Annotated in this window: 15 protein-coding genes and 3 pseudogenes; 8 read left to right on the forward strand and 10 right to left on the reverse strand. The window is 57.2% G+C overall.

The window, feature by feature from the left end; genetic code table 11:
• Positions 1–33: 33 nt before the first annotated feature.
• A complete protein-coding gene (locus tag MXF70_RS05340) occupies positions 34–1,134 on the reverse strand; it encodes an alpha-L-fucosidase (RefSeq protein ID WP_248517974.1) in 1,101 nt (366 codons plus the stop codon).
• Between the two features lie 106 nt (positions 1,135–1,240).
• On the reverse strand, positions 1,241–2,242 hold the full coding sequence (locus MXF70_RS05345; RefSeq protein ID WP_248517975.1) for a formylglycine-generating enzyme family protein: 1,002 nt from the start codon (positions 2,240–2,242) through the stop codon (positions 1,241–1,243).
• Between the two features lie 329 nt (positions 2,243–2,571).
• On the opposite strand from MXF70_RS05345, the gene MXF70_RS05350 reads away from it, so the two are divergent.
• Positions 2,572–4,272, forward strand: coding sequence for an arylsulfatase (locus MXF70_RS05350; protein WP_248517976.1), 1,701 nt, complete (start codon positions 2,572–2,574; stop codon positions 4,270–4,272).
• 282 nt (positions 4,273–4,554) lie between these two features.
• Positions 4,555–6,048 (forward strand): sulfatase family protein, encoded by a 1,494-nt coding sequence (locus MXF70_RS05355; RefSeq protein WP_248517977.1) that lies wholly within the window; start codon positions 4,555–4,557, stop codon positions 6,046–6,048.
• A gap of 157 nt (positions 6,049–6,205) precedes the next feature.
• Here the strand turns inward: MXF70_RS05355 and MXF70_RS15410 are convergent.
• From MXF70_RS15410 to rdfA, 3 genes and pseudogenes are all read right to left on the reverse strand, one after another.
• A pseudogene (locus tag MXF70_RS15410) lies at positions 6,206–6,659 on the reverse strand (thiamine pyrophosphate-dependent enzyme); the annotation flags it as partial.
• Between the two features lie 1,560 nt (positions 6,660–8,219).
• Positions 8,220–10,196 (reverse strand): archaea-specific SMC-related protein, encoded by a 1,977-nt coding sequence (locus MXF70_RS05365; protein ID WP_375140831.1) that lies wholly within the window; start codon positions 10,194–10,196, stop codon positions 8,220–8,222.
• Positions 10,197–10,480: 284 nt separating this feature from the next.
• Positions 10,481–11,092: a rod-determining factor RdfA gene (gene rdfA, locus MXF70_RS05370; RefSeq protein ID WP_248517979.1), complete on the reverse strand. Its 612-nt coding sequence runs from the start codon at positions 11,090–11,092 to the stop codon at positions 10,481–10,483.
• Between the two features lie 669 nt (positions 11,093–11,761).
• Here rdfA and MXF70_RS05375 point away from each other — a divergent pair.
• Complete coding sequence (locus MXF70_RS05375; RefSeq protein ID WP_248517980.1) at positions 11,762–13,282, forward strand: sulfatase family protein; 1,521 nt, start codon at positions 11,762–11,764, stop codon at positions 13,280–13,282.
• A gap of 173 nt (positions 13,283–13,455) precedes the next feature.
• On the opposite strand, the gene MXF70_RS05380 is transcribed toward MXF70_RS05375, so the two are convergent.
• The 3 genes from MXF70_RS05380 to MXF70_RS05390 form a co-directional block, all read right to left on the reverse strand.
• The gene (locus MXF70_RS05380; protein ID WP_248517981.1) at positions 13,456–13,914 is read right to left on the reverse strand and encodes a universal stress protein; all 459 of its coding nucleotides are present in this window, start codon (positions 13,912–13,914) and stop codon (positions 13,456–13,458) included.
• A gap of 2,094 nt (positions 13,915–16,008) precedes the next feature.
• The gene (locus tag MXF70_RS05385) at positions 16,009–18,195 is read right to left on the reverse strand and encodes an LUD domain-containing protein (RefSeq protein ID WP_248517982.1); all 2,187 of its coding nucleotides are present in this window, start codon (positions 18,193–18,195) and stop codon (positions 16,009–16,011) included.
• Positions 18,192–18,698: an LUD domain-containing protein gene (locus tag MXF70_RS05390; RefSeq protein WP_248517983.1), complete on the reverse strand. Its 507-nt coding sequence runs from the start codon at positions 18,696–18,698 to the stop codon at positions 18,192–18,194. The genes MXF70_RS05385 and MXF70_RS05390 overlap by 4 nt, the downstream gene beginning before the upstream one ends.
• Before the next feature lie 101 nt (positions 18,699–18,799).
• Between MXF70_RS05390 and MXF70_RS05395 the strand changes: the two are divergent.
• Positions 18,800–19,430: pseudogene (locus tag MXF70_RS05395) on the forward strand (IS6 family transposase).
• A 29-nt stretch (positions 19,431–19,459) separates the two neighbouring features.
• Here the strand turns inward: MXF70_RS05395 and MXF70_RS05400 are convergent.
• Positions 19,460–20,093, reverse strand: a pseudogene (locus MXF70_RS05400) (transposase domain-containing protein).
• Between the two features lie 298 nt (positions 20,094–20,391).
• Between MXF70_RS05400 and MXF70_RS05405 the strand changes: the two are divergent.
• The gene (locus tag MXF70_RS05405; protein WP_248517984.1) at positions 20,392–21,087 is read left to right on the forward strand and encodes a TraB/GumN family protein; all 696 of its coding nucleotides are present in this window, start codon (positions 20,392–20,394) and stop codon (positions 21,085–21,087) included.
• A gap of 371 nt (positions 21,088–21,458) precedes the next feature.
• On the opposite strand, the gene MXF70_RS05410 is transcribed toward MXF70_RS05405, so the two are convergent.
• Positions 21,459–22,661 (reverse strand): hypothetical protein, encoded by a 1,203-nt coding sequence (locus MXF70_RS05410; protein ID WP_248517985.1) that lies wholly within the window; start codon positions 22,659–22,661, stop codon positions 21,459–21,461.
• A 44-nt stretch (positions 22,662–22,705) separates the two neighbouring features.
• Between MXF70_RS05410 and MXF70_RS05415 the strand changes: the two genes are divergently transcribed.
• The 3 genes from MXF70_RS05415 (at position 22,706) to MXF70_RS05425 (ending at position 25,229) form a co-directional block, all read left to right on the forward strand.
• Positions 22,706–23,257, forward strand: coding sequence for a UPF0175 family protein (locus MXF70_RS05415; RefSeq protein ID WP_248517986.1), 552 nt, complete (start codon positions 22,706–22,708; stop codon positions 23,255–23,257).
• On the forward strand, positions 23,250–23,759 hold the full coding sequence (locus MXF70_RS05420) for a PIN domain-containing protein (protein ID WP_248517987.1): 510 nt from the start codon (positions 23,250–23,252) through the stop codon (positions 23,757–23,759). The genes MXF70_RS05415 and MXF70_RS05420 overlap by 8 nt, the downstream gene beginning before the upstream one ends.
• A gap of 216 nt (positions 23,760–23,975) precedes the next feature.
• Positions 23,976–25,229, forward strand: coding sequence for a hypothetical protein (locus MXF70_RS05425; protein ID WP_248517988.1), 1,254 nt, complete (start codon positions 23,976–23,978; stop codon positions 25,227–25,229).
• Positions 25,230–25,278 lie beyond the last annotated feature (49 nt).

A 25,278-nucleotide genomic window follows, 5' to 3' on the forward strand; every position in this document is an offset into this window, starting at 1 on the left:
CCAACTGGCCCGTTCCGTCTCTGAACGAACTGTCTACTCCAGAATTCGCTGTTCGGTTGGCCATCCGTCCGATCGGAGCTGTTCTCCGACCTGTCTGATGATGCGTTCGGACGCTGGGTGAACGTTCCCCTCGAACGTCGGGGCCGTGTTCAGGAGCAGGTTCGAATCGGTCGCGTTCGCGTACCCGAGGAGGTCGAGAACGTCCTCCGGACTCATTCGCTCCGTGTCTTCGACGTACCCCCACTCCTCTTCGAGCGTCGCGCAGAACTCCTTGATTCCGTCTAGTTGCATGTTCCAGTTTTGTCGAATGGCTTTTCTCTGGAGTTCGGGCATCTGTCCCCGGTCGAGATAGTCCAGGGCTCCCCCCTGGAGCCGCTGTTCTGGAGTGATGAAATCCTCCGTGCCGGTCGCACCGTTCTTGAAAGAGACGAGGCACTGTGGCTGGAGCGAGCGGATTAACCCGTACGTTTCTCTGATGGGGAACAGATCTGGCCTCTGATAGTAACTCGATATCGGATCGAGCCATATCCCGGCAATTGGCCCGTAGTCGGTCAGGAGCTCCCGGATCTGGTCGTGCATGAATTCGACGTATTCGTCGTTGTCGTCACCGGGTTCCCAGCGGTGGTGTCCATCTACCCGCTCTGAGGCGCGAACAATCCCCGACGCTTCGGTCGGGAACGAGGGGTGGGTCCAGTCGAGGCCGTACGAGTAGTACAGGAACAACCCCAGTTCTTTTTCTCGACACTGTTTTGCGAGTTCTCTCACGAAATCGCGACCTGCGGGCGCGTTTGTGCTCTTAAAATCTGAATGGTCAGTGTCCCACAGCGAGAAACTGTCGTGGTGACGGCTTACGAACGTGACGTACTTCATCTCGGCGTCGACCGCGAGATCCGTTATCGCATCTGCATCGAACGCTGGCGCGTCGAACTCCTCCATCGTCCCTTTGTATTCGGGGATGCTGACGTCGTCGTTATTATAGAGGTACGGACAACTTTCGCCGTACTTCGAGTACAGCCCCCAGTGAACGAAGAGACCGAACTTCGCGTTTTTGAACCACTCTTGGGCTGCCCGGCGAGGGTTCTCGCGGTAGCAGTTCCCGTATCCTGATAGGTACGCTGGTGCCTCTTCTGCCATAGTTGCCCAACAGAATCACGCTCCAATAATAACTATGATCTTTCCGACGACGCGAGTATGGAGTCGCGGTAATGGCCGATGACCGAAAATACGTTCCCTGCCTGCGTCATTCGGGGACAGCGTCGACGACACACCGAAATCCGATATTACTGGTGGAACTATCCGGCATGTTCTTCGAACGTGCAGCGACCCGATATCGGTTGCACCAGGAGCGATGGCAGAGATACGATCCACCACGCATTACGCGCTCGGGACCCTCTGGTGGGCCGGTCGGATTTTCTGTATCGTACGCGTCGGTCGTGTGATAGTCGGGGCTGAACCAGTCTCCGCACCACTCCCAAACGTTGCCGGAGACGTTGTACAGGCCGTGGCCGTTGGACTGGAAGGCGTTGACTGGGGCAGTCGTATGATAGCCGTCGTCCTCAGTGTTGTGCTCGGGGAACTCGCCTTGCCAGATGTTGCATCGGTGTTCCCCGTCCGGTTTCAGGTCGTCGCCCCACGGAAAGCGACGCTGTTGGAGGCCGCCTCGGGCAGCACACTCCCACTCGGCCTCGGTCGGGAGGCGTTTGTCTGCCCAGTTTGCGTACGCCGCGGCGTCACGCCAGGAGACGTGCGTGACCGGGTGTTTCAGCAACTCTTCCTCGATGACGTTCGATCCGGGGCCGTACGGTCGGTACCAGGTCGCTCCCTCAACGGCGAGCCACCAGGGAGCAGCGTCTACGTTCTGGAACACGTTATCCTGAGCCTGGTCGGTGAGGATATCCTGAAAGACGAACGACCACCCGTATCGTTCCGCGTCGGTCGTGTAGCCCGTCTCGCGGACGAACTCCAGAAACTCGGCGTTCGTTACGGCGTACTTGTCGACGAAGAAGGCGTCGACCGTTACGTCTCTGGTTGGCCCCTCGCCGTCTGCTGGAAATCCTTCGTCAGAGTCCGTCCCCATCGTGAACGTCGTCCCGTCGACTCGGACCATTCTCGCGGTTCGGTCGTCATCGGACGATGCGGGTGTCGTCGCGTGGCGATCGTCGACTGCGTCCTCACGCTCTGGGTCGCACGCCGCGTCCTCGGTCCTGGAGGCAGCACAACAGGCTGGGTTATCCTCGGACATGGGCACATAATCGGGGAACTGGCAGTAAATACTCTGTGGTCCGGTTCGCCCTGACGTGTACGTGCTCATCGTTTTGATCGGTTGGCGAACGCCGCGAGTGACGACTGCTGTATCTCCTGCGGACAGTACCGTTTTCCAGCGCCGCGACTCAGTGGCTGAACGACCGCTGCCGTCTCGTGTCGACGACACAGCGCCAACTCGATGATGTCAAACGTGCGGCGGTGGTCGCAACCGACATATTGTGGATTGCCGTGTGAGGCGTAGCCAGACTCCCGCCCGAGCTGGCTGAGATGGGAACGCTTATTGCTCCAAAATCGGAATCGGCTGATATGTCAACGACTGCCGACGGTAGGCCGAACGTCATTCTCGTCGTGACGGACGACCAGGGCTACGGTGACGTGGGCTGTCACGGGAATCCGACCCTCGAGACGCCCCAAATGGACCGGCTTCACGACGAAAGCGCTCGACTCACTGACTTCCACGTCAGCCCCACCTGCGCGCCGACGCGGGCAGCGCTCATGACTGGGCGCTACGATACCCGAACCGGCGTTTGGCATACGATCATGGGTCGCTCGATCCTCGATAGCGAAGAGACGACGATGGCCGAAATCTTCGCGGAATCGGGCTACCGAACGGGAATTTTCGGAAAGTGGCACCTCGGAGACAACTACCCCTTCAGACCGCAGGACCGCGGATTCGACGAATCCCTCGTTCACGGCGGGGGCGGCATCGCCCAGACGCCCGACTACTGGGGGAATAATTACTTCGATGATACGTACTCGCGAAACGGCGACCACGAGGACGCCGAGGGCTACTGCACTGACGTGTGGTTCGACGAGGCACTGAACTTCATCGAGTCGAACGCGGAACAGAATCGGCCGTTCTTCTGTTACGTGCCGACGAATGCCGCCCACGGTCCCCGGGAAGTTCCCGACGAGTATCTCGAGCAGTACATCGACGACGTCCCCGAGGACGTCGCGCGGTTCTATGGGATGATCTCGAACATCGACGACAACCTGGGCCGACTCCGCGACCGCCTCGACGAACTCGAGATCGCCGAGGAGACGATCATCGTCTTCATGGGCGACAACGGGAGCGCCTGTGCGCGATACAACGCCGGGATGCGTGGTCAGAAGGGATCTGCGTACGACGGCGGTCACCGGGTGCCAGGGTTCGTCCACTGGCCGAACCGGATCGAGAACGAAACGATCGACACGCTAGCAGCCGGATACGATCTGTTGCCGACGCTCGCAGATCTCTGTGACGTCGACACACCAGACGTCGATTTCGACGGTCGGAGCCTCCGACCGGTGCTAGAGGGAGCGGATACGTCGCCTTCGGATCGAACGCTGTTCGTCGATAGCCAGCGCGTGGAGTGGCCCGAGAAGTGGAAAGATTGTGCCGTCATGACCGAGCGCTGGCGACTCATTCGAGGCGAAGAACTGTACGACATCGAGGCCGACCCTGGCCAGGAGAACGACGTCGCCGACGAGCACCCCGACGTCGTGTCCGAACTGCGCCAGCGATACGAGGACTGGTGGGACGATATCGGTCCCTTCGAGGGGTACTCGCGAATCGTCGTCGGCACCGAGGAGGAAGATCCGGTTGACCTCACCTGTCACGACTGGCACGGCTGCGAAGCGGTGCCGTGGCATCAGGGTCAGATCCTCGAGGGCAACGCGGCCAACGGATTCTGGGCGCTTGACGTCGCGGACCCGGGCGAGTACGACATCGAACTTCGGCGATGGCCCCCCGAAAGTGATGCACCAATCGATGGAGTTCCAGCAGACTTCACCGAAATGGATTACGGCAGTTCCGGTGGCTTTTGGGCTGCGAGCGCCGAGACCGTCGCTCCGGATACCGCCGGCATCCAACTGGGACAGACAGAGCGCACGCGTCTGGTTTCGGAGGGAGTTGAAGCGGTTACGTTTACCGTCGATCTGGATGAGGGTCCTACGAAACTGCGAAGCTGGTTCGAGAACGACGGTGTCGAGCGCGGAGCCTACTTCGCGTCCGTCTCCAAAGCGTAACGACGGACCGGCCGCGCTCCCCACGTTACTCCGGTAGCAAGGGCCGACGTCCAGTGGCCGATACCTCGAAGGGGGCCACCGAGGGCGTCTCGTTCTTTTTACGTGGTCTCCGCGATCGGCACAGTCCGTCCCGTTCTCCCACAGACAGACAATACGTCCGCGGTGACGGCCACCGTGTCAGTGGATTCTCCCCGCCTACCTGTGCCCGTCAGTTTGGGATTGCTGTCGTGATCGGCTGGTGGAAACACCAATTTTATTGTCTCCTGTCCTGTTGTGCTGGGTATGAACTGCATTGTTATCCTCTGTGATACCCTGCGCAGAGATCACTGCGGTCCGTACCATCACGGCCGTCCGTTGAACGAGGTGCAGAGCCCCGAACAGCCCGACTGGGTAGTTCCGACGCCAAACATGGACCGTCTCGCCGACCGTGGGACGACGTTCGATAACGCATGGTGTGGTTCGACACCGTGCATGCCGGCCCGTCGCGATATCTACACTGGCCGGTACGAATTCCTCGAGCGGGGATGGGGACCACTCGAAGACGACGACCAGGATCTTCCACGACAGGTGTCCGGGCCGCCGAATCAGTCTATCGCGAAACTACAGCGTGATGGGTATCGCGTCAGCCAGTTGGTCTCCGATCACTTTCACCTGTGGGAGCGTGGCTCGGGTAACTATCACATGGGCTACACCGGCGTCGAGTTCATCCGCGGGCACGAATCTGACAACTGGAAGACAGACCCGGTCGAGTTTTCCAGTCCCGACGACCCGATGTCAAAGTCGGAGCGTCACTTCAGGAATACCCATCTAACCCGGGAAGACGAGTCGGACCATTTCGCGGCACAGGTGCTCGGTGAGGCCACGGACTGGCTCCAGCGCAATCACGAGCACGACGATTTCTTTTTGCACGTCGACTGTTTCGACCCTCACGAGCCATGGGACCCACCCGAGCATCTCGTCGAACAGTTCGACGAACGCGGGTACGACGTGGACGAGTGGTCCTCGAAGGGAGCATACGACGAGTGGGACGACCACTATACGGAGGACGAACTCCGACATATCCGAGCCCGGTACGCTGCACAGGTCGTGCTGGTCGATCGATGGCTGGGGGAGCTACTCGATGCGATGGACGAACTGGCGCTGTGGGAGGATACGATGATTGTATTCACGACAGACCATGGGACGTTCAACGGCGATCGGGGTCGTATGGGTAAACTCCAGACCCACGAACACGATCCCCTGGCGCATATCCCCTTTATCGTCGCCCATCCCGAACACGGCCGCGGCGAGCGCCGAGACCAGCCCGTCCAGCTTGTCGACATTTATCCGACGGTGCTGAACGCTGTTGATCGGCCGTGTCCCGATGACCGGCACGGAGTCGATCTTGAGCCAGTACTCCAGAATCCGGATGAACAAACCCGCGAGTACGCGATTGCTGGCCAGTTCGGCAAGAGCGTCACGATCACCGACGGCGACTGGATTCTCCACCAGTCACCTGTCGAAGACAACGAACCGCTGTACTGGTACAGCTACCGCGATGCGATGTTCCTGCCCTACGATCTCGGGGAGTTCGAGAACGGCCGCCGTCCGGTCGACTGCTCGTCGTGGGAGACGGAAACGTGGCTCAGCGACAAGCGGACGGATCCGAACGAATACGAGAATCTAGCCGACGAGCGACCGGAGAAACTGACCGAGATGCAAGATGCACTGGCTGGGGTGCTTCGGGCTGTGGACGCACCTCCCGAGCAACTCGAGCGGTTGGGTCTGGTTGCATGAGAATCAAGTCTCCTTGATTCGGGTTGAGTTCGTCTTTTCGTTACGCGCTGTTTGGAGAGCCCTCCCAGTTGGTCGGGCACGATTTCACGTTGGAACTCTTGGAGACGGCCACATCGAGGATCCGAGCAGCGGCGCCGTTCTCACTGACGGTGAACTAATCCTCCGGCATGCTGATTGCCCAGTCGGTTTCCTTGACGACGAACACGTCGGCAGGCCGTGGACGTTGTCGGTGCTTCGCTGTTTCGCTGTGAATGCCCTGCCAATGGCTGGCGGACAGATCTGGGCGATGCTGCCGCTACAGGCGAGGTTGACGTCGGGATCGTAGAGGTGCACGTGGCCGTTCTTCCTCTCGCTGAGGCCGGTCTGGCGGGCGAAAACTCGGCGGTCCTGCAGTCTAGGTCAACGCCCTTCCCAAGTGTGTGGTGTGGGCGGTGTCGTTGTCGCGGAGTTGCCGGCAGACGACAGTGTCGGCAGCCTCGTTGCCGGGGCGAGACGCAGCTCTCCGGGAATCGGATCGGCGGAGATACCGAACGCCGGTTGCTTCTCGAAGTCCAACTCCTTTCCTGTAGGCACTCTTCGTAGCGACGGACCGTCACCATGAATTCGTACATTTCTTGGAATTTGTCACGGAAATAGTATTCTGCCCGAACCGAATTTGACTATCTCAATGGTATAAAATAATTCTGTTATATTGTCTGATTCGACTGTATTGGCTGTCTCCCCGGTTCACACGGAATGAGGTTTTGTAATATGGATTCCAGTTGCATTATATGGTCATATGGACACTATGTATTATCAATATTCGTCTTTTGTATATTATTCCACCACCAATCTTATGAATATCCGCTATCGTTCGTTCGATGTAGGTTTCCGGCGTCATCCGTCGGTTGAAATCCGAGGACCGGATCTTGGGGCGGCGGCCTTGCCGACAGATCAGTGTCCGAAAGCTGCTGACCGCCTCCAAATCTACCGATTTTCGGAGATATCTGCACCTCGATCCACGTGGTCGTTGAAATACTTCTCGAGAAATTACCTCGAAGAGCGAGTATGGCTATTGACCAGTTCGGCTGCGGCTCCACTCGTATAATTCTCTGTAGTAGCTCACAGGACGAAATACAGATACTTGACCATACGTATTTTTAATACTATTTCTGCCATTTTATTCTTTCGGCATCGATCGCCATCGTCGGGCCAGCCCTCGTTGCCTGGGATAAGCGTCTTCCGTGGACGGTATGCTGTCGCGTCAAGTAATGTATGGCTTCGCGAGATTCCTTGGAATTGGAACGAGGTATCGGCAGTCTCCACGATGTCGCACCGTTACCCCACAACACTGCCACCGACTTCCGCACGGCCGTCGCCGCATATGGTCTTTCAGACGCTACCTCGGGGTCTTGCTACGCAAGGGCTCTCGATCGCCGACCGGTTGCTGCGCCCTGTTCAGATCGTCAGCCGACGACTTGTTCCCACATAATGACATGCGAATGTCTCGATTGAAGCTAATGGTTTATATGTATCGTTCTTGCATCGGAGATTGTAGGACAGAACTCGATCAGTAGCAGAGACCGAATATCCAGCCGAATAGCCGCCAATATCGAGAATTAGATTCATCTTCCGAATAGCATCCACACTCCTGAAACCTCCAGATGGCTCTCCACCACAATGTCCCCCGAAGAGCGTGTACATATATCGAAGCACCGACGTGCCGTCCTCCACCGACGATGCTGGTGGTGTAATCGTCGGTCATCTGACTTCGGAACGGCGAGTGATGATAAAGCGGGTCCGCACTGAGAGTACCGAACGGGCTGCGCCCAGAGTACAGCCGACGTTCGTTCGATTCGCTCGGCGGTATACGAGACTGGACAGAACTGGTTTTGAGCAACCCCTCGTTGATCACACTCGTCACCGATTCCAGGAGAGAGGTCACAGTCGTCTGATCCGATCGACACGAAATAACTCGAAAACGGACGCAGCATCTGAAGTGGTAGTATGGTTTCTTGATGTGGGCGCTGATAGTCAGTAGTGACTTGCACTTTCTTTCTCCTCACTATTGTATGGGCGATATAAATCTCGAATGTAGCGTTAGCTCTATCAAGGCAGTCTTTGAAAATACTCCCAAGAATTCAAATCGTTTCGCCATCGGCACCTCGCGCAAACGGAGCCTCCGGTCGGGCCTAGTTCGAGAACGCCTCGATCGAAACGTGATTGTCCGACTCGTCGAAGGCTTCCGCGTCCTCTTCGAGGAGGGCGATCACCAGCGAGTCGACGTATCCCTGCAGGTATTCGACCAGTGCTTCGATACGTTCGCTGTCGAGCGCTTCGAGCGAGTCGAGGAGCATGAGCGGCATCTCGTCGTACACCTCGTGCGTCAGGTAGCCTGCCAGCGCGAACACCAGCCCGATAACGTCCCGCTCGCTCTCGCTCAGGTGATCGATCGTGTCTTCGTACGCCGCCCCGGACGCCGATTCACGGACAACGTGTAGCTCGAACGTACTCTTCGAGACTTTTCGACGTCCTTCCCTGACTTCGCGTTCCTGCCGTTCGATCCAGACGCGCTCGATGTTCTCGTATTCGAGCGCGTTGAGGACCTCGTCCATGTGGTCGTTGAACGACTCGACGGCCTGTCGTTCGGTGCGATCGATCTGGGTCCGGAGGTCCTCGAGCTGGGAGACGATTTCCGATCGCTCTTCCTCGATGTCACTCCGCTGATCGAGCCGTTCCTCGATCGACTCGATCTCTTTCTCGGTCGACTCGTACTCGCTCGCCAGACGGTCGATTTCGAATTCCAGCTGATTGGCCTCCTTGTGAAGTTCCAGTAGCTCGGAATATTCCTGCTCCTCCAGCTCTTCGATCGTCGTTTCGAGCGATGCAACGGCGTCGACCAGTTCCTCACTCCGTGCCTCGAGTTCCTCGATCGTTTCCTCGGTGCGCTCGATTTCATCAGTTCGTCGATCGAGTTTCCGAGACAGCTCCTCACGACGCTGCTGTTGACGTTCGAGCTCCTGCTTTTCGGACTTGAGTTCGCCGATTTCGTCGTCGACGTCGTTGCGCTCGCTCAGCTTCTGCTGGCGCAGTTCCCGCATGTCGTCGACGATCGATTCGACGTGTGCCCGCTCGACCTCGTTCCCACACGTCCAGCAGACGAGCTCCTCGGAATCGTCGACGAGTTTGTCGGTGGGGGAGCTAGCGTCGTCAGTCCCGGCAGTCTCCCCCGCAGAGACAGCATCGAGCAGGTCGGTGTCCCCGCCGTCGAGCATGTCCTCGTTGAACTGGATGATGGTTTGCAGCTGTGAGACGTCCGAGGAAATCGATTGCTTGCGTTCACGAAGGGCGTCGAGGCGCGTCTCGATCTCCGTTCGCTCCCCTGCCGGGGTATCACTGTGTGATTCGAGTTCCTCCTCGATATCGTCTCGTTCCTCTCTCAGCGATTCGAGGCCGTCACGCTCCGTCTCGAGATCGTAGCGAACGTCGTCCAGTTCGGATCGCGTCTCCCGAAGCTCCTCGAGTTTCTCGTCCAGTTCGTCCTTCGTCTCTCGCGTCTCCTCGATGGCCCCGTCCGTTTCGTCGATCTCTTCTTCTTTGCTCTCGAGTTCGGCCTTTTTCTTCTGAAGTTTCTCATCGAGCCGGGATCGCTCCGCTTCGAGCTCCGGCAGGCGGTCCTTCTCCTCTTCGAGTTCGGCGATCTTGTCGTCGAGCCGTTGTTTCTCCGCTGAAAGTTCTTCGATCTCCGCGTGGATTGCATCCGTATCGACCGGCCGCATGATCACTTCCCGGAGGTCTCTGTTCTGTTCGACGGCTTGCCTCGCCTCGTTGTCCTCCAGGAGAAACGCGAACAAATCCGCGAGCTCTGGCTCGTCGAGATACGGTTCACCGTCCAGCAACACGGCCCCGTTCTCGCGCCGGAGCTGGCGTTCGAACGTCTCGTCACCGATCGAAAGTGAGACCGCCCCTTCGTCTGCATCGGCTTTCAGCGTCGCCTGGTCGCTACCCATCGCAGCCATGATGGCCTGCAACAGCGACGTCCGGTTGGTCGCGTTGCGCCCGGAGAGAATCGTGGTACCGGGATCGATCTGTACCTGTGTATCCTCGATCCCACCGATGTTATCGACATCGATATCCATCGAATGTCCCAAAGACTTCTGGGAACTCATAAACGAATACTCAACTCGATCGCTTAAAAAACCACCTGATCGTGGAATGGCCGATTCCTGGATCTCGCCGGATTACCGATCCGGACAGTTACACCTACCAGTCGCCATTAATTATCCATTCCATTACAAATTACTCCCGGGCGGTGTAAATCGTATCGATTGAAACGATCACAGCACCGTCGCCAGCATTGACGGGAACAACCCCAGCGTTGGCAACCAGCGAAGACGAGCCAGAGTTCGTTTATTCGGACCTAGGTCGATGATTCCGGTAGAATCGTCGTGGTTCAGTTATCACAATCACATCCCCCCGCTCTCAATAGCTCGTTAACGGAGTACTTCCTCTCACAATCCTCACAGACCACCTGGATATCCACGAACACCTCGTACTCGTGGTCCGTTATCTCCTCCGTGGCGATCATTCGTTCGATCGTCGATTCAGTCACAACTCCAGTTCGTCCCTGGAGCCGCTGCAGGTTTTCGACCGCTCGCTGCGTTCGATCCTCCGAGCGTTCCTCTAGTTCGGCGTCGCGATACGACGTCAGATACGTGTGGACTGCCTGGTGAGTTACGAAATCCGACCGAACGGACTCCACGTCGATCCCCGCCTGTTCCAGTTCTCGTTCCTTCCGGTGTCGATCCGCACGAGAGACGTCTCCCTCGCCAGAGAGCGTTCGATACGTGCTGGCTGCATCCGGCGCAGTGACCGAGACGTCGGCGTCCCGAAGCGCGGCGGCCATGATTTCCTCGTTGAGTGTGTCCGCCAGGTCACGAAGGCTGGTCCGCTCGCCGACTTCGCTCGTCCAGCGTCGCTCCAGCGTCTCGCCCCACCCGTCCAGCTCGTAGGCATCGATAACCCGTGCAACCTTGCTATCGGGCCGTGAATCGTCCTCGCTCATCGATATCGGAAGAATATGTTACAGACGTATAGGTGTAATGGAGCGAGGGGAGGATGCGGATTCTCGGCAAGCGGAACCGATTCGGGGTACCCTGGCTCGTACCGTCGACGGACCGATCGGCCGTGGCGACCGCTACACCTGCGACGAACGAGCGAACTGACGGCGACGTCGGACGATCCGACTCGTCATGGCTCCTCCTGACGCCGAGGACGCGCGCCACAGCGACTCCGAACTAGTATATGGATTCTAGTAGCTACGGTGAAGTATAATATTTCTGGGTGGGGAGAGAGACGAGTTCCTGCGTCCAGCAGCCCCGCTCGCTCCGCACTGCGCAGTCTCGCTCGCTAGGGCTCCCGTCTGCGCTCGAACTCCACTCTTCGGCCATGCCAGAGCAGCCACACCGGCTCGGAGACCGGCTCGATTCACGACTTCGAGATGATTGTTCGGGTCCATCCGTATAGCTACTACGGGTCTCAGTCATCAGACGGTGGCGGAAGCTTCAGTACTCGGCCAGCGGTCCCGCCTGAACGCGATCGCACCATATCACTGCGACTCCCGGTTGGCCTTCGGTAGATTGCTGTGACTCCTATTGATTGGTCCTGTCCGGTACGGGTACAAGCCTTGAATTTCACAAAGACTTTACAACTGGACCGTGATGACAAAATTATAATGAGAATAGTTTACATTGACGTCGACTCGTTACGGCCGGATCACCTGGGTTGCTATGGGTATGATCGAGCAACGTCCCCCCATATTGATCAGGTAGCCGATGAGGGGCGCATTTACACGAATTACTACGTGTCGGACGCTCCTTGTCTCCCATCACGCACCGCGTTCTTCTCGGGCCGGTTCGGGATCCACACAGGGGCGATTGGGCACGCAGGGACGAATGCGGACATTCGTCCGCGAGGCACCGCTCGGGGGCATGCGAACCGTGGGAAGTATCGAACGCTCCCGACCATCCTGCAACAGAACGATCACGACACTGCCTTCATCAGCCCTTTCCCCCAGCGACACGGCGCTTGGCACGTCATCGACGGATTCGAAGAGTGGATCGATACGGGCGGTTCCGGCACCGAACGTGCTGAAGTGGTGTATCCCCACGCCGAGGAGTGGCTCCAGGAAAATGCCAGTGAAGAAGACTGGTATCTTCACGTGAATTTCTGGGACCCCCACACTCCGTATGACACTCCACAATCCTTCGGCAATCCGTTCGCCGATGACCCTGCAGCAAACTGGCTCACCGAGGAGATGCTTCAAGAGCAGTACGAGAGTTACGGTCCACATAGCGCACAAGATCCCCATCACGGCTATCTGACTGGCGAAGGTGCTGATGATCTCGAACGCACTCCGGACGAGATCGCGGACCTCGATGATTTCGACCGGTGGGTGGACGGGTACGACGTCGGGATCAAGTATGTGGACGAATACATTGGACAATTCATTGATCTCCTCAAGGGCGAAGGGATCTACGAAGAGACGATGATTATCGTCTCCGCCGACCACGGTGAAAACCTGGGCGAGCTCAACGTTTACGGCGACCATCAGACTGCAGACGATATCACGTGCAACGTTCCGTTGATCGTGAAAGGCCCAGGTGTTGAACCCGGTGTCGATGACGATCTCCACTATCACGTCGACTTCTCGGCGACCCTCGCCGACTTCGTCGATGCTGAGATTCCGTCCGGCTGGGACGGTCAATCGTTCCTGAATTCGCTCTCGGAGGGGGAATCCGATGGCCGCGAGTTCCTCGTCACAGGGCAGGGCGCTTGGGCGTGTCAACGCGGTGTTCGCTGGAATAACTGGTTCCTGCTTCGAACGTATCATGACGGCTGGCGGGAGTTCGATCCGGTCGAACTCTACGACCTCTCTGCAGATCCGCATGAGACGGAGAACGTCGCCCAATCCCACGTCGAGATCGCGGAGCGAGGCATGGCGCTGCTCAATCGATGGATCGGTCAGCGGGGACTGAACGCCGCCTTAGGAAAGGACGGCGGGAACCCCGAGGGGCCACGGGCGCTCATCGACCCGCTGTTCGAGGTCGTTCAAGAAGGGGGGTCCGTCTATCTGCAGGGGAACCTGGGAACGTATGCAACCCGTCTGCGGAACACTGGCCGGGAAGAGCATGCAGCGAAATTAGAGAAGACCGAAGGCATCGTCGAACAGGACCCGGCCGAGTATCTCCATTGAAGCTCTCCGCAGGAGCAGACGGCCCTCCTCCTGGAGAACGCGCAAATGAACGCAAGAGGTGCTGACTGCACTGGTAGAGTGGACATCTCGGGAGGCCCCGAACCATGCCTTGTGAACGATCATTCTGTGCGATCGGCGGGCTGTAACGCATTCCCTGCCCCACTGGTCCCCGTTTACTCAGTTGCGGTGACGACGTAGCCGTCGAAGTTGAGGATGACCTGTTGTGCCGTATCTCCAAATACCGCCTTCCCAGTCGGGCGGCGACGTTGTCCGATGAGGAAGATATAGTCGCACGAACTATCGTTCGCGACATCAAGGATCGTCTCCGCCCGTTTCTGGTCGTTTTTGACGGCACGACCCAGTGGCTCCGCCTCGACGTCGATATCGGTCAGCAGGTCACTGATCGCACTCTGTGCCACGTTTTTCGCGTACTCGGCTGCACTCATATCGTACGTTTTTCCCTCTGCCTCCGCTATCGAGTCAATCACTGCAGAATCCTTTTCGAACTCCTCACTGCTCACAACGGCTAATACACGAACTGGTACACCCTGAGCGGCTGCAAGCTGTCCAGCTTCGCGGATCAATTCCGGCGCGCGGTCACTCGGATCAGTAACTACAAGCGGACGCTGCATGAGCCACTGATGGTTACTGGTGCACAAATAGCTTGTTGTGGTATGTACGAATCCGTTCCGCGGAGACTCCATACTGTACTGGTTGCTATTATTCACTTCATCTGATATAATGGATTTTTCAAAGTTCCCGAGCGGACTGAAGGCGGTCGTTCTTGCTCGTCGAACTGCCGAGGTCGCCTGGCCGCAGCAACGGACCGGCTTCCGTGTAATTAAAATTGTAATTACAGTGGAAATATGGCCCTTATTCGTGGATGCGTCAAGGGAGACATAGTGGATACTATTCGCACATCCCGTTGAAGCGATTGCCCTCCGACCAACCGCTTCTGGTCGTCCTCTCGCTTTCATTTATCGGGACTGGGGACCGGCGTTTCCCGCCAATGTCGGAAATGGTGTCTTACACTTGCCATCTACGAGGAACAAATCGGGTACATCCTGCTCCTATTTTCCTCGGCGCCGTACTTGCATTATCGTTGTCCGGATTTCTCATGGACAACTACGGCCGCGGGCCGAATGTGCTCTCACTTTTCCTTTTGTTTGGGGGAAGCAGCCTCGTATTTAGTTAGTGTTGAATCAGGAAACCACCAGACTGCTAACCAGGGAGAATGCCCTCGACCGCTGGCCCCCGCGACTCGCTGTGCGCTTCAGCCGCTTCGCGGCCTGCAGTGCCTGAGGCGAAACCTCAGACTTGCTGGATCTTCGATCCAGCATCGCTTTCCTCGTCGGGATTCGGCAAGCGGTCTCGTCTTTTCAGTCTAACGGATGCCGGATGGTAGGCTGGCAGACACGGATCTTACTCAGAGTTTTAAGTAAACACGAGGCTCGGACGAGCGAAGAATTACACGACGAGGGCCGACCCTGATTGCGGAACTCGGGACGATCTGGATTTCGGCGACGGATCAGTTACGGTTCGGGAGTGATCCCGAAATCGGCTGGATAGACGCGTTCGTCCCGCATTCCATCGGGGGAATGACCAGGGTTCGAATCCTGCTGGAGTATACGATCGCGGACGGAGTGAGAGCCTCGTGATTGTGATGGCGAGTGGAGCGGGGCGTGAACGTCTGTAGCGACCGATTTACGAGAGAGCGAACCTTCCAGAGCAGGATTCGAAGTGATCAGAGGCGTGCTCGCGAGTGAAGCGAGCGCGACCGACGCCCAGCAATCGGATACGGGGTGTCCCGGCACAGCGACCCCTCGTACTTCCGCCGATTCCGATCCAGTAGGCAGTACGCACGGACGGCCGTGCGGTTCGCACTTTCCCCCCCGACTATAGTCCGGTCCGGCGTGGTGTCCGAGCGTCATCCAGCATCGTCTGGACGGAACGTCCTGCGAACTTGGTCGCGTTCGGGAACGATGCACCCGAGTGAGGCCCCTCGTCGACGAGCGGTAGCGATAGCGACCCGCGGGACGTCGCCACTCGCACGCTCCGTGTACCCATCGAGATGACCAATGTACATAAACAATATATTGTTTAGATGGTATATTGTACGAACAGTTGGGTTCTGTGTCGTTCTTCGATTCGAGTAGACGTATTCCGACGGTCCTCGACTGGAACCGAACTAATCACCTTTTATTTGCAATTATAGAGATTATTATGGGGTAGTATAGCAATTAGTCTGGAATTTATAGCATATTTCTAAAATATATATTCGTAACGATCCAACCTCTCGTATCCGCGGGGCACCGACCGGTACAGTGCGAGAGATTGCTCAGATCTCGACATTGTCGGTAACTGCTCAGGAGCCAGAGAACCGCTGATAAATTGGCTTTAGCCGTGCGATCTTCGATCGGCGATGGCTCGAATCGTCATCGTCACGTCAGTCGTTGCGAGGTACCTTTCGAGGTTCCGGCCGGCTACGTGGGGTGATGGCAAAAAAGAATCTCGCTCTGTATACCATAGACATGTCCTTTGAAATGGATTACTTGAATACTAACCAATTTGCCTTTCTCACAGTAAAAATGCATTACTCTCGGTGGCTTCGCACCGTCAGCCACGTTGGTTCTACAGCTGGCTTCCTATCGCTCGTCGAGCTTTCTCCGCGGCGAGTTTAGTTTGCTGCCAGCAGCGATGGGGCGAATCTACGTCCTGCTCGACGGTCATTCGAGACGATCGGCGACTTCCTCGATCGGGTGGCGGTTCGGAACGTCGAGCAGGTCGTCGAGCTGTTCCATGCAGGACGTTCCGCTCGCGACAACCCGCGGTTCGTCCTCGAACTGGTCCCGGAGCGTGGCGCCGACGTCCATGCTCAGTTCGTAGTACTCGGCCTTGTAGCCGAAGCTGCCGGCCATGCCACAGCACTCCACCTCGGAGGTAACGAGGTCGAAGCCGAGCTCTCCGAGCACCTCCGTCGTGTAGGGTTCGAGGCCGAGCGTGCGTTGCTGACAGTGGCTGTGGTAGGCGAGCCGCTCACCGTCTGCGTTCCGGAACCGATCGGATCGGCTGGGATCGGCTTCGAGGAGCCCGTACACGTACTCGAGGATCTCGTAGCTGTCGTCCGCGAGCGTATCGTACGCGTCCTCGTCGACCAGCCGTTCGTACTCCCGGCGGAACATCGCGAGGTCGGACGGCTCCACGACCACGACGTCACGTCCCTCGTCGACGTGTCTACCGAGCTGCGTGGCTACGTCCTCGGCGTGGTCGGTCGCCGTCTCGATCATTCCCTGAGAGAGCGGCGCTCTGCCCGACGACCGGACAGCAGGCACGCGCACGCCCACGTCGAGGGCCTCCAGCACGCGGACCGCGGCCTTCCCTCGCTCGACCTGCACGTGATTCGTGTAGAGGTCCGGGTAGAGGACGACCTCGCGACCCGGGTCGGACGGCCCCCGATCGTCACGCGCAGCGAACCATTCCACGAGCGTCTCGCGCTGGAACTCGGGGAGGTCGCGGCGGCGGTCGATCCCGACGATGCGCGCCATGAGCCAGCGGTTCGGTCCCCAGTCGGCCAGCCAGTTCGATACGGGTGCCGTCGCCGAGCCGAACTTCGCGAGCGTCTCGAAGTTCCCGAACAGGCGCTTCTGGAGGTCGACGCCCCCTGGCTCCTCGTCCGGCGTCAGTCCCTCGACGAGCCAGGATAACTCCTGGTCTGCGTCGCGGTTGATGCGGTCTCGCACGACCGTGTTGATCCACGGGATGTCGATCTTCACCGGACAGGCGTCGACGCAGCGACTGCAGCCCGTACAGAGGTCGTTGAACTCCGCGGCGCTCTCCTGGCCGTGAACGCCCGCTTCCCAGCCTGTGGCGATCCCGCCTGTGTACGTCTCGCCACCGAAGGCGTGGCCGCCGACGTGCTGGAAGTTCGCACAGGAGTTCGCGCAGGCCGAACACCGAATGCAGTAGAGCGTCTCCCGGAGCTGATCGTCCTCGCGCATCTCCATCCGGCCGTTGTCCACGAGGATGAGGTGGAACTCTCGGTCGTCCGCAGAGCCGAGCTCGTCGGCCTCGTGGTCCAGCGTCGGCACGTCGACGGGTGGCGTAAACAGCGACACGTACGACGTGATGTCCTGGCCAGTACCCGACCTTCCGATGAGTTCGACGAACGGCTGGAGGTCCTCGAATCTCGGGAGGAGCTTCTCGACGCCAGCGACGGCGACGTGCGTGTCGGTCGCCGCGAGACACTTCCTGGCGTTCCCCTCGCTGGTCACCAGCGCGATGGAACCGGTGTCCGCGGTGACGAAGTTCGCACCCGTCATCCCGATGTCCGCTTCCCGTATCTTCTCGCCGAGGTGATCTCTCGCGAACGTCGTGAGGTCCTCAGCAGTTTCCAGGGGCTCCTCGGGATCGAAGTGACCGTCGAACAGCGCCGCGATGTCCTCCGTGGACTTGTGGATCGCGGGCGCGACTAGGTGCGAGGGCGCCTCGTCGGCGACCTGGAGCACGAACTCGCCCAGGTCGGTCTCCCACACGTCGACGCCGTCGGCGGCGAGCGCCTCGTTGACCTCCAGTTCCTCGCTGGTCATCGACTTCGACTTCACGACGCTGTCTGCGTCCGCGTCGGCGACGATGTTGCGAACGTACTCGTTCGCGTCGGCGGCGTCGTCGGCGACGTAGACCGTCCCGCCGTTTGCCTCCACGGCCTCGGTCACCTGGTCCACGAGTTCGGGAATCCGCTCGATGGCGTCTTCCTGGATGGCCCGGGCCTCGTCTCTCAGTGCCTCGTACTCCGAGAGATCGCCGGTCGACTCGTAGCGGCCGTCGTTGAACTCTCGCGTGTTCTCCTCGACGGCCTCGCCCTGGGTTGCCATCAGCTCCCGGATCCGTTCGGCTTTCTGCTGGCGCCCACTCATCGGTCAGTCACGAGCACTACCTCGACCACTTTCGGTCCGTGCGCTCCCATTACGAGTTCGCCCATGTCCGCGGTCGCCGACGGGCCAGTCGCGACGATCGCGCTCGTCAGGCCGTCCCGGACCTGCTCTCCGAGTTCGCCGATCGCTTCACTCATCGACGCGACGACGTCGCTGGCCGCAACCACTGCCACGTGCTCGTCCGCGAACAGGCTGACGTGTTCGCTCCCGCTCCCGTCGTCGGGGATCACGACCGAGCCGTAGTCCGCGATGGCCAGGGCCGCCGGTGTGATACCAACCGTCGCGGATTCGAGAACGCTCGGCGACAGCTCAGTGATCACGTTCTCCGGCAGCGAAACACCGCTGTAGGGAAGCTGCGTGCCGATCGCTGGCGGCTCGACCAGCGCCGTGAGCTCGTCGGCCGCATCGGCGGCAGCCGTCCGCGTCAGCGGGAGGCCTCGCGTAGATAGTGACTCCTCGAACGAGGAGATCGCACTCGTCGACATATCACGCCGCTAGTCGCACGAGTAGTTAGTTCTTCCCACGAGACGACAGGCAGTCTTTAGTTAAGAACGAAGGGGTAAAGCGACCGAATTTCTCGGTGCCTATGCCAGAAATCGGGCGCCTCACCCGACCTAGCGCCGCGTTCGAGATAGATTTGTGGAGCGTGAGTCGACACCAGAGCCGCTGATGAAGCTCAGTATCCACCTCCACGCGGCCGGACTATCGCTTTCGGATACTGTCTCTGTTCCCGATAGCTTCGGTGTCCATCGCGTCCGTTTGACTGTTCACAACTGGGTACGAAAGGCCGATTTAGTGCCCGAGGGAGACAAATCGTCGGATCACGCCGCGATAGACGAGAGCGTGATCCAGTCAACGGCGAACGGTTCTGGCTCTACGCCGCCGTCGATCCCGCGACCAATGAATTCCTCCACGTCTGCCTCTACAAGCGGTGCGTGATGGCGTTCTCCGAGCAGTTTATCGCCGAAATGCTAGAGAAACACGACATCGACGACGCCGTGTTTCTCGTTGACGGAGCGCCGTGCTGCACGGTGCTCTCCATCGTCACGGCTGCGAATGGCGACACGAAGCACACGGCCAGCGGAACGCCGTAGAACGCGTCTTTAAAGAAGTAAAACGTCGAACGTACTAGTTTGGAAATCACTTCTGCAACGCGTCAGTTGAATCGGCCGAAGTGGCTCAAGATACTCGCATTCTCATGGAATCAGCTAATCTGAACGGTGCCCCTCTCTGCGGTCGTGTTAACTTAAGCATGATTCCACCAGACGGCGTGGGCCTGTAACCACGATTTCGCGGTCGACGGCGCGACGTGGCTGAAGCAGTTCGAAAACGAAGATGTTCGTCGTTCTACCCCTCGAAAGACACGTTCGATCTTGTTTCTGAAGCCATGTCGTTGGATGCGGTAGCTGAGTCCCTCCTTGCGGAGGCCGCCGATCAGATCGTCAACGTCGCCGACGAGAAACACGGCGTCGGCAAGGTTGTGTTTCTCGCCCAACTCGGCGAGGAACTCCCCCGCGATTGGGATCGTGTACGTCGGAAATAGCCGCGAGTGGAGGATTCTGTTCGTTTGCGGATTGACGTCGGCGTACAGCCAGTACTGTCCGTCGTTGATTCGGATCGTTTTCTGATCGACGGCGACGCGATCCGGACTTTCTCCGTTCGCAGGCTGTAGATCGGCCTTCTGCATCCAATTGTGAATCGCTGTTCGACTGCGTTCGACGCCCAAAATAATCAAGAAGCACTACTGTATTCGAAAGTGATTGACCTGCCAGGTGGTGCCGAATATCCTTTTCAATGATCGCGCGAGGTTTCCGCTCGCTCTCCACAAATCCCAAGTCGATCCACTTGGTAGATTCTCTGAGGCGGTCGAATTCGGGCATAGAGCCTCGAACTTCGGCCGCCTCGTCCTTATCTTAACACCGCCCCCAACCCAGGTGAACGTAGAGCAGATAGAATTGCTCTAGTGACTAGTAGGCTACAAGCACCAGCATGCAAGTTGGTGACTTGGAATCAGCGAGGCGCCACAACTTTGCAATTGTTTAAGTGAAATGCTGACTATCGCCTGTATGAAGCAGATTGCGTGTAGCAATCCCGTTGTTACGTGGATCTCTCTGCTCAGCAGAGGGTTTGTTCACTGGCCGGAAGAAACCAACCGCAGGAATTGTTGGGTGGAAGTCTATGTGTAAGCAGACTAATTGTATCAAGGAGACTGGGATTTCGGAATGTGATGCAGCGGGTCGTGTCGGTGATGTCCATGTTCTCGGCGTGCTCCATGGTCAACCGCTGACGATTGCACGTTTATCTGGCGCGATTACGAGGTACGAGCCAGATGTTGTAGCCATCGAAGCATCTGCTGAGGCGATTTCACAGTATCATCCCGATGTACAGGACGCTCGATGGCCTCCTCGGGACGAACTCGAAGCTGCTGCATACGCAACTGATCATCTCTACGATCTGCTCCTCGCCGGGATCGATACACAGGAATACGAAACTACGACAGACTTCGAAAAACTAGATAGAGAGATCTTCTCCAAACTTGGACTCATCAATACAGAAGATGACCTTTCACTGTCGACCTACTATGAACTGGATCTGCCAACGATCCGCAAGTGGAGATCAATGAGTGCACGGCGGGCACCCGAAGCCTTCCAAACAGTCATCGCAGAGCGAGATGAGGTACTGGCCGGACACCTCCACGCGCTCGCAAAGCAGGACGGCAATGACACGATCGTTGCAGCAGTAGGCATCCAACATCTCACCGGTGTACTAGACCTCCTTAGCACACCCTCTAACATCCCAGAGGATGCCGTTGAAATGCCACCACTCGTTCATTACCGATTGTTCCCACCGGAGTCGCCGCATTCGAAAGGGTAGAGCAAATCTCCGCATTGAGATGTGTAACTAATGAAGTTCAGTTTTCGATTCGCCCCCTAAATTGAGCCACGCATGAATCCATGTCTGATGATGATGGAAAAGGGAAAGAGGCCGAACCAAGGAAAACTAATGTTTTCCGTGACATCGAAGGATATACCCTCTCTTAACCGTGTTCTACACCTACCATCAGGAAACATCTGTGGAAGGGGTTCAGTGCGGTTACGGCATATCGAGGCGACTGGCTACAACGCTAATTCGGAGTGCCACGAGTGCGGTGCGGAATACAGAGCAATCGGTTGACTTTGTTAGCACCTGGAGCCGAGCATCCTGGGCGTGAGAACTGGGCCGAACTCACCTCCTTGTCAACGCCTTCACCAGATGTCGTTCAACCGTTGCTGCTTCCGTTCATTCTCGAACTCCTCTTTGGACGATTGGAGGTTCGAGATCACCCGGTCGTCAACCCCGGACTTTGATTCGATATGGTCGATCGCCCGGTTTTCATCGATTGCAGGCCGAAGGTCGATCGTCTCTAACGCCTGCTGCTCCCCGTTCAGGAGTTTTTCGTACTTCCGACGGTGGTAATCGCTCGAATTCTCGGCTATCTTTTCCCGGTCAAGCCCTGTCTCAGAGGGAAGTCGATCAATCAAATCAGAATCGTACTCATGGTTCTTGTAGTAGTACTCATCCCGATGGAACATTCGGAACTCGGGCCCCGTCTCGTCCATCTTATCGTAGAAATCAGCAGGCAATGGTAACGCCATGTGTTTGTCACCGACGATATCGAATCCGAATCCGAGCGAGATGAAATCACGCGCAGGGACGAAATCGGTTTCACTTGAACCGCGACCGCGATTCGCGTTCAAGCAGTAGAAGAACACCTCTTCTTGCAGTTTCCGTTTCCCAATCTCACGGAGGAGCGGCACGACCATGTTTGACAGTTGGAACTGCGCTGTAACGGTTCGCCCGTTGAAATCGAAACAGAACGCACGAATGCCCTTGTCGAGGTAGAGCTCAACGATTTCGTTCGTGAGACCCCACGGGAGTTGGGGTAAGGTCCCCATGATCGGTTTACTATTGAGTTGCTCTGCAGTCTCGATGAATCGCTTAACGTTCTCTTTGTACGTATTGAAGTAGATCGAGTCGGTCCCGTCACCGTCGTCTTCGATCGCTGATACTAGGTCGGTCATCAACGGGACGGTGACGAAGTCCGACGTGGAGTAGATCGTATCGAGCAGGAAATGCAGGTTATTGTCCTCGAACCGCCGTTCGGAGCCGAATTGAGCGAAAACGAAGTTGAACTCGTCGTCGTTGCTTTTGTTCAGGGCTTGCCCAATGTTTCTCTTGAAGCTCGGTTTGAACTCTTTCTGAGCCTTGGTGAGTTTCCCCGGATCTGTCGAGAAGTAGATTTCGTTGGCACCGCGGACATCGTCGAGTATTTTATCGTTCTTGGTTGTTTCACCGACCTGTATCGCTTTCGTGGGGGTTTCGATGCTTTTTGACCCAAGTTGAATCGTCTTGTGAGAGAAGAGAGAATTATCGTCAAAGGTATCGACTTTCACGTTCAACTTCGGCATAGCCTTAAGAGGTCGGGCGCATCATATAAATACTAGTGGTAAGCATGATTGATGACGACCTGGATCAAGTAGATAAACTCTACTTGCTGTTACTAGACGCCAATGGGGGTGAGGCTGTACCAGGCGACCTCTGGATTCAAAAAGAGATGTTCCTGCTGGCGAAAAACCTCCCGAAGTTAGAGGACGCCTTGGAATTCGAACCGTACCTTCGAGGACCGTTTAGCGAGACTGTGGAAGGAATTCACGACAAACTCGAAATATACGGGTTGGTTCAGCGAACCCGGCATGGAGTTTCGTTGACCTCAAAGGGAGAACAGCTTATGGGGGATTTCTATGCGGATGTTCCTGATCACATCCCTGCGCTAATTGGGGATATCAAAGACTTCGCTAACGATTTGTCGAAGGAGGAGTTGCTTGTGTACGTCTATTACTCGTATCCGGATATGACGAAGAATTCGATGGAGAAGAGTGATTTAGAACACAAGCGTGAACGCGTTGCTCGTCACCTCTACGATCGAGGGAAGGTGAGTATTGAGAAGGCGTCTGAATTGGCAGATATGCCGATTTCTGAGTTTCGAGGGGCGATGCGTGCATAGGCTGATTCTCGACGCTTCCGTGGTTATCTCTTGGTGTGATGAACTGCAGGATCTTGTTGTGCTTGAGTCGATCCTCGACAGTGGATACGCACCGGTGACGACCAAGACGGTGATGAACGAAGTGTTGACTGACGGTCCGCAGGTTGACCGGGTGCGGGACAAGTCGGAGATTGTTCGTACGGATCCGGTGCGTCAGGAAGAGTTGTCGAATCGGTTTCTGGGGTTGGGGAGCGGGGAGTTGTCCGTGCTTGCGCTTGGTGAGCGGTACGATTCGTCGGATGTGGAGTATTCGTGCGTGCTTGACGACGGTCGAGCTCGGAATGTGTGTGACCGGTTAGATTTAGAGTTGATGGGTAGTATCGGTGTGTTCCGGGAGTTGGTTGCGAAGGGTTCGATGGATCTGGGAAAGGCGGATTCTTTGATTTGTGAGATGAAGGCGAATGGGACACGGCTGCCAGAGAATCACCGTGAATTAATTCAATCACCACCGACATCGGATTGACTTTTACTCCGTGTTATCGAGTGTGATGATCCAGAGTGACAGTGGATAGCTTGTCAACGCTTCTTCCTGTCTTTAACGGGTGTAATCCGGTGTATCGAGCATGGATACAGTGAGACGATATTAACGGTCATTGCATCGCTCAAACACGATCCGCACAGGTCAAATTCAGCCGCGGATCAAACTGGAAGTTTGTATCCCCGTAGAATTATAGGGACGGTGGCATTACTTGAAGGCATAGTGGCTCGTCGTCGTGAGTTTCTAGAATTCGTTACGATTACTGGTGCGCTCAGTCTCGCCGGTTGCATCTCACAGGACGACGGTACGGACGCAGGCGATGATGAAGCCGGGAACGGAACCAACCCTGGCGAATCGAATGGGAACAACACTCCCCCAGATTCACCGGAGAACAGTTCGGACGAGGACGGATCATCCGATGGTTCTACCGACGGAAATACAGCCGATCTGCCGGAGATAACAGCTGTAACGCTTGAAACCGGTGACATGGCCGACGGGACAGAACTCCGACTCACAGTCACCGCCGAGTCCGACGTAACCGTGAACTGGCTACACATCGGATTAGACGGGCCGAACGGCAGTTTGTACGGCGGCGGGCAGGAATGGGAGTTTGACGAGGTTGAGGAAGGGGTGTGGGAGACTCAGTGGACGTACACCGTTTCGGATAACGCAGCCAGTGGCGAATACACGTTTTCTGAGATTCGGGTGGAGAATGCTGCGAATCTGGAGTCTGATGCCTGGGCAGAGCAGCCCAGTACAACGATCGAGACGAACACCGTTGAGGAACCGCCCTCGTTACAGGACGTATCGCTCACTACTGCTGACGTGAGTGATGGCACGGAGCTCCGACTAACGGTTACTGCCGAGTCGGACATTCCTGTAAATTGGCTACACATCGGGTTAGATGGGCCGAACGGCAGTTTGTACGGTGGCGGTCAAGGAACCGAGTTCACGGAAATCCAGGATGGAGTGTGGGAAACAACGTGGACGTACGTCGTGCCGGACGGTGCAGCAAGCGGGGAATACTATTTCTCCCGTGTCCGTGTAGAAAACGAAGCGAATCTGGAGTCCGAGCTGTGGCCGGAAGAACCGAGCGTTACAATTCAAACCGATTCGAGCCCCGAGAAACCAGAACTGGTCGATGTCACACTCAACACGGCTGCTGTAGCGGATGGAACTGAGCTGCAGTTAACCGTGACTGCAGAATCGAACGTCGCTGTAGATTGGCTGCATATCGGGCTGGACGGGCCGAACGGCAGTTTGTACGGCGGCGGTCAAGGGACAGATTTCACCGAAACCGAACCTGGCGTTTGGGAAACAACGTGGACGTACGTCGTGCCGGACGATGCGGCGAGCGGAGAATATTACTTCTCTATGGTCAGGGTGGAAAATGAAGCTAATCTGGAATCCGATCTGTGGCCGGAAGAACCGAGCGTGGTAATTGAAAATCCGTAAAAGAGGAAATCGCGTGCCTAATCGCTCTGCGCAGAGTAATTCGCCACGC

Origin of the sequence: Salinarchaeum laminariae, assembly GCF_023204835.1 — an archaeon.
Taxonomy (GTDB): Archaea; Halobacteriota; Halobacteria; order Halobacteriales; family Salinarchaeaceae; genus Salinarchaeum; species Salinarchaeum laminariae.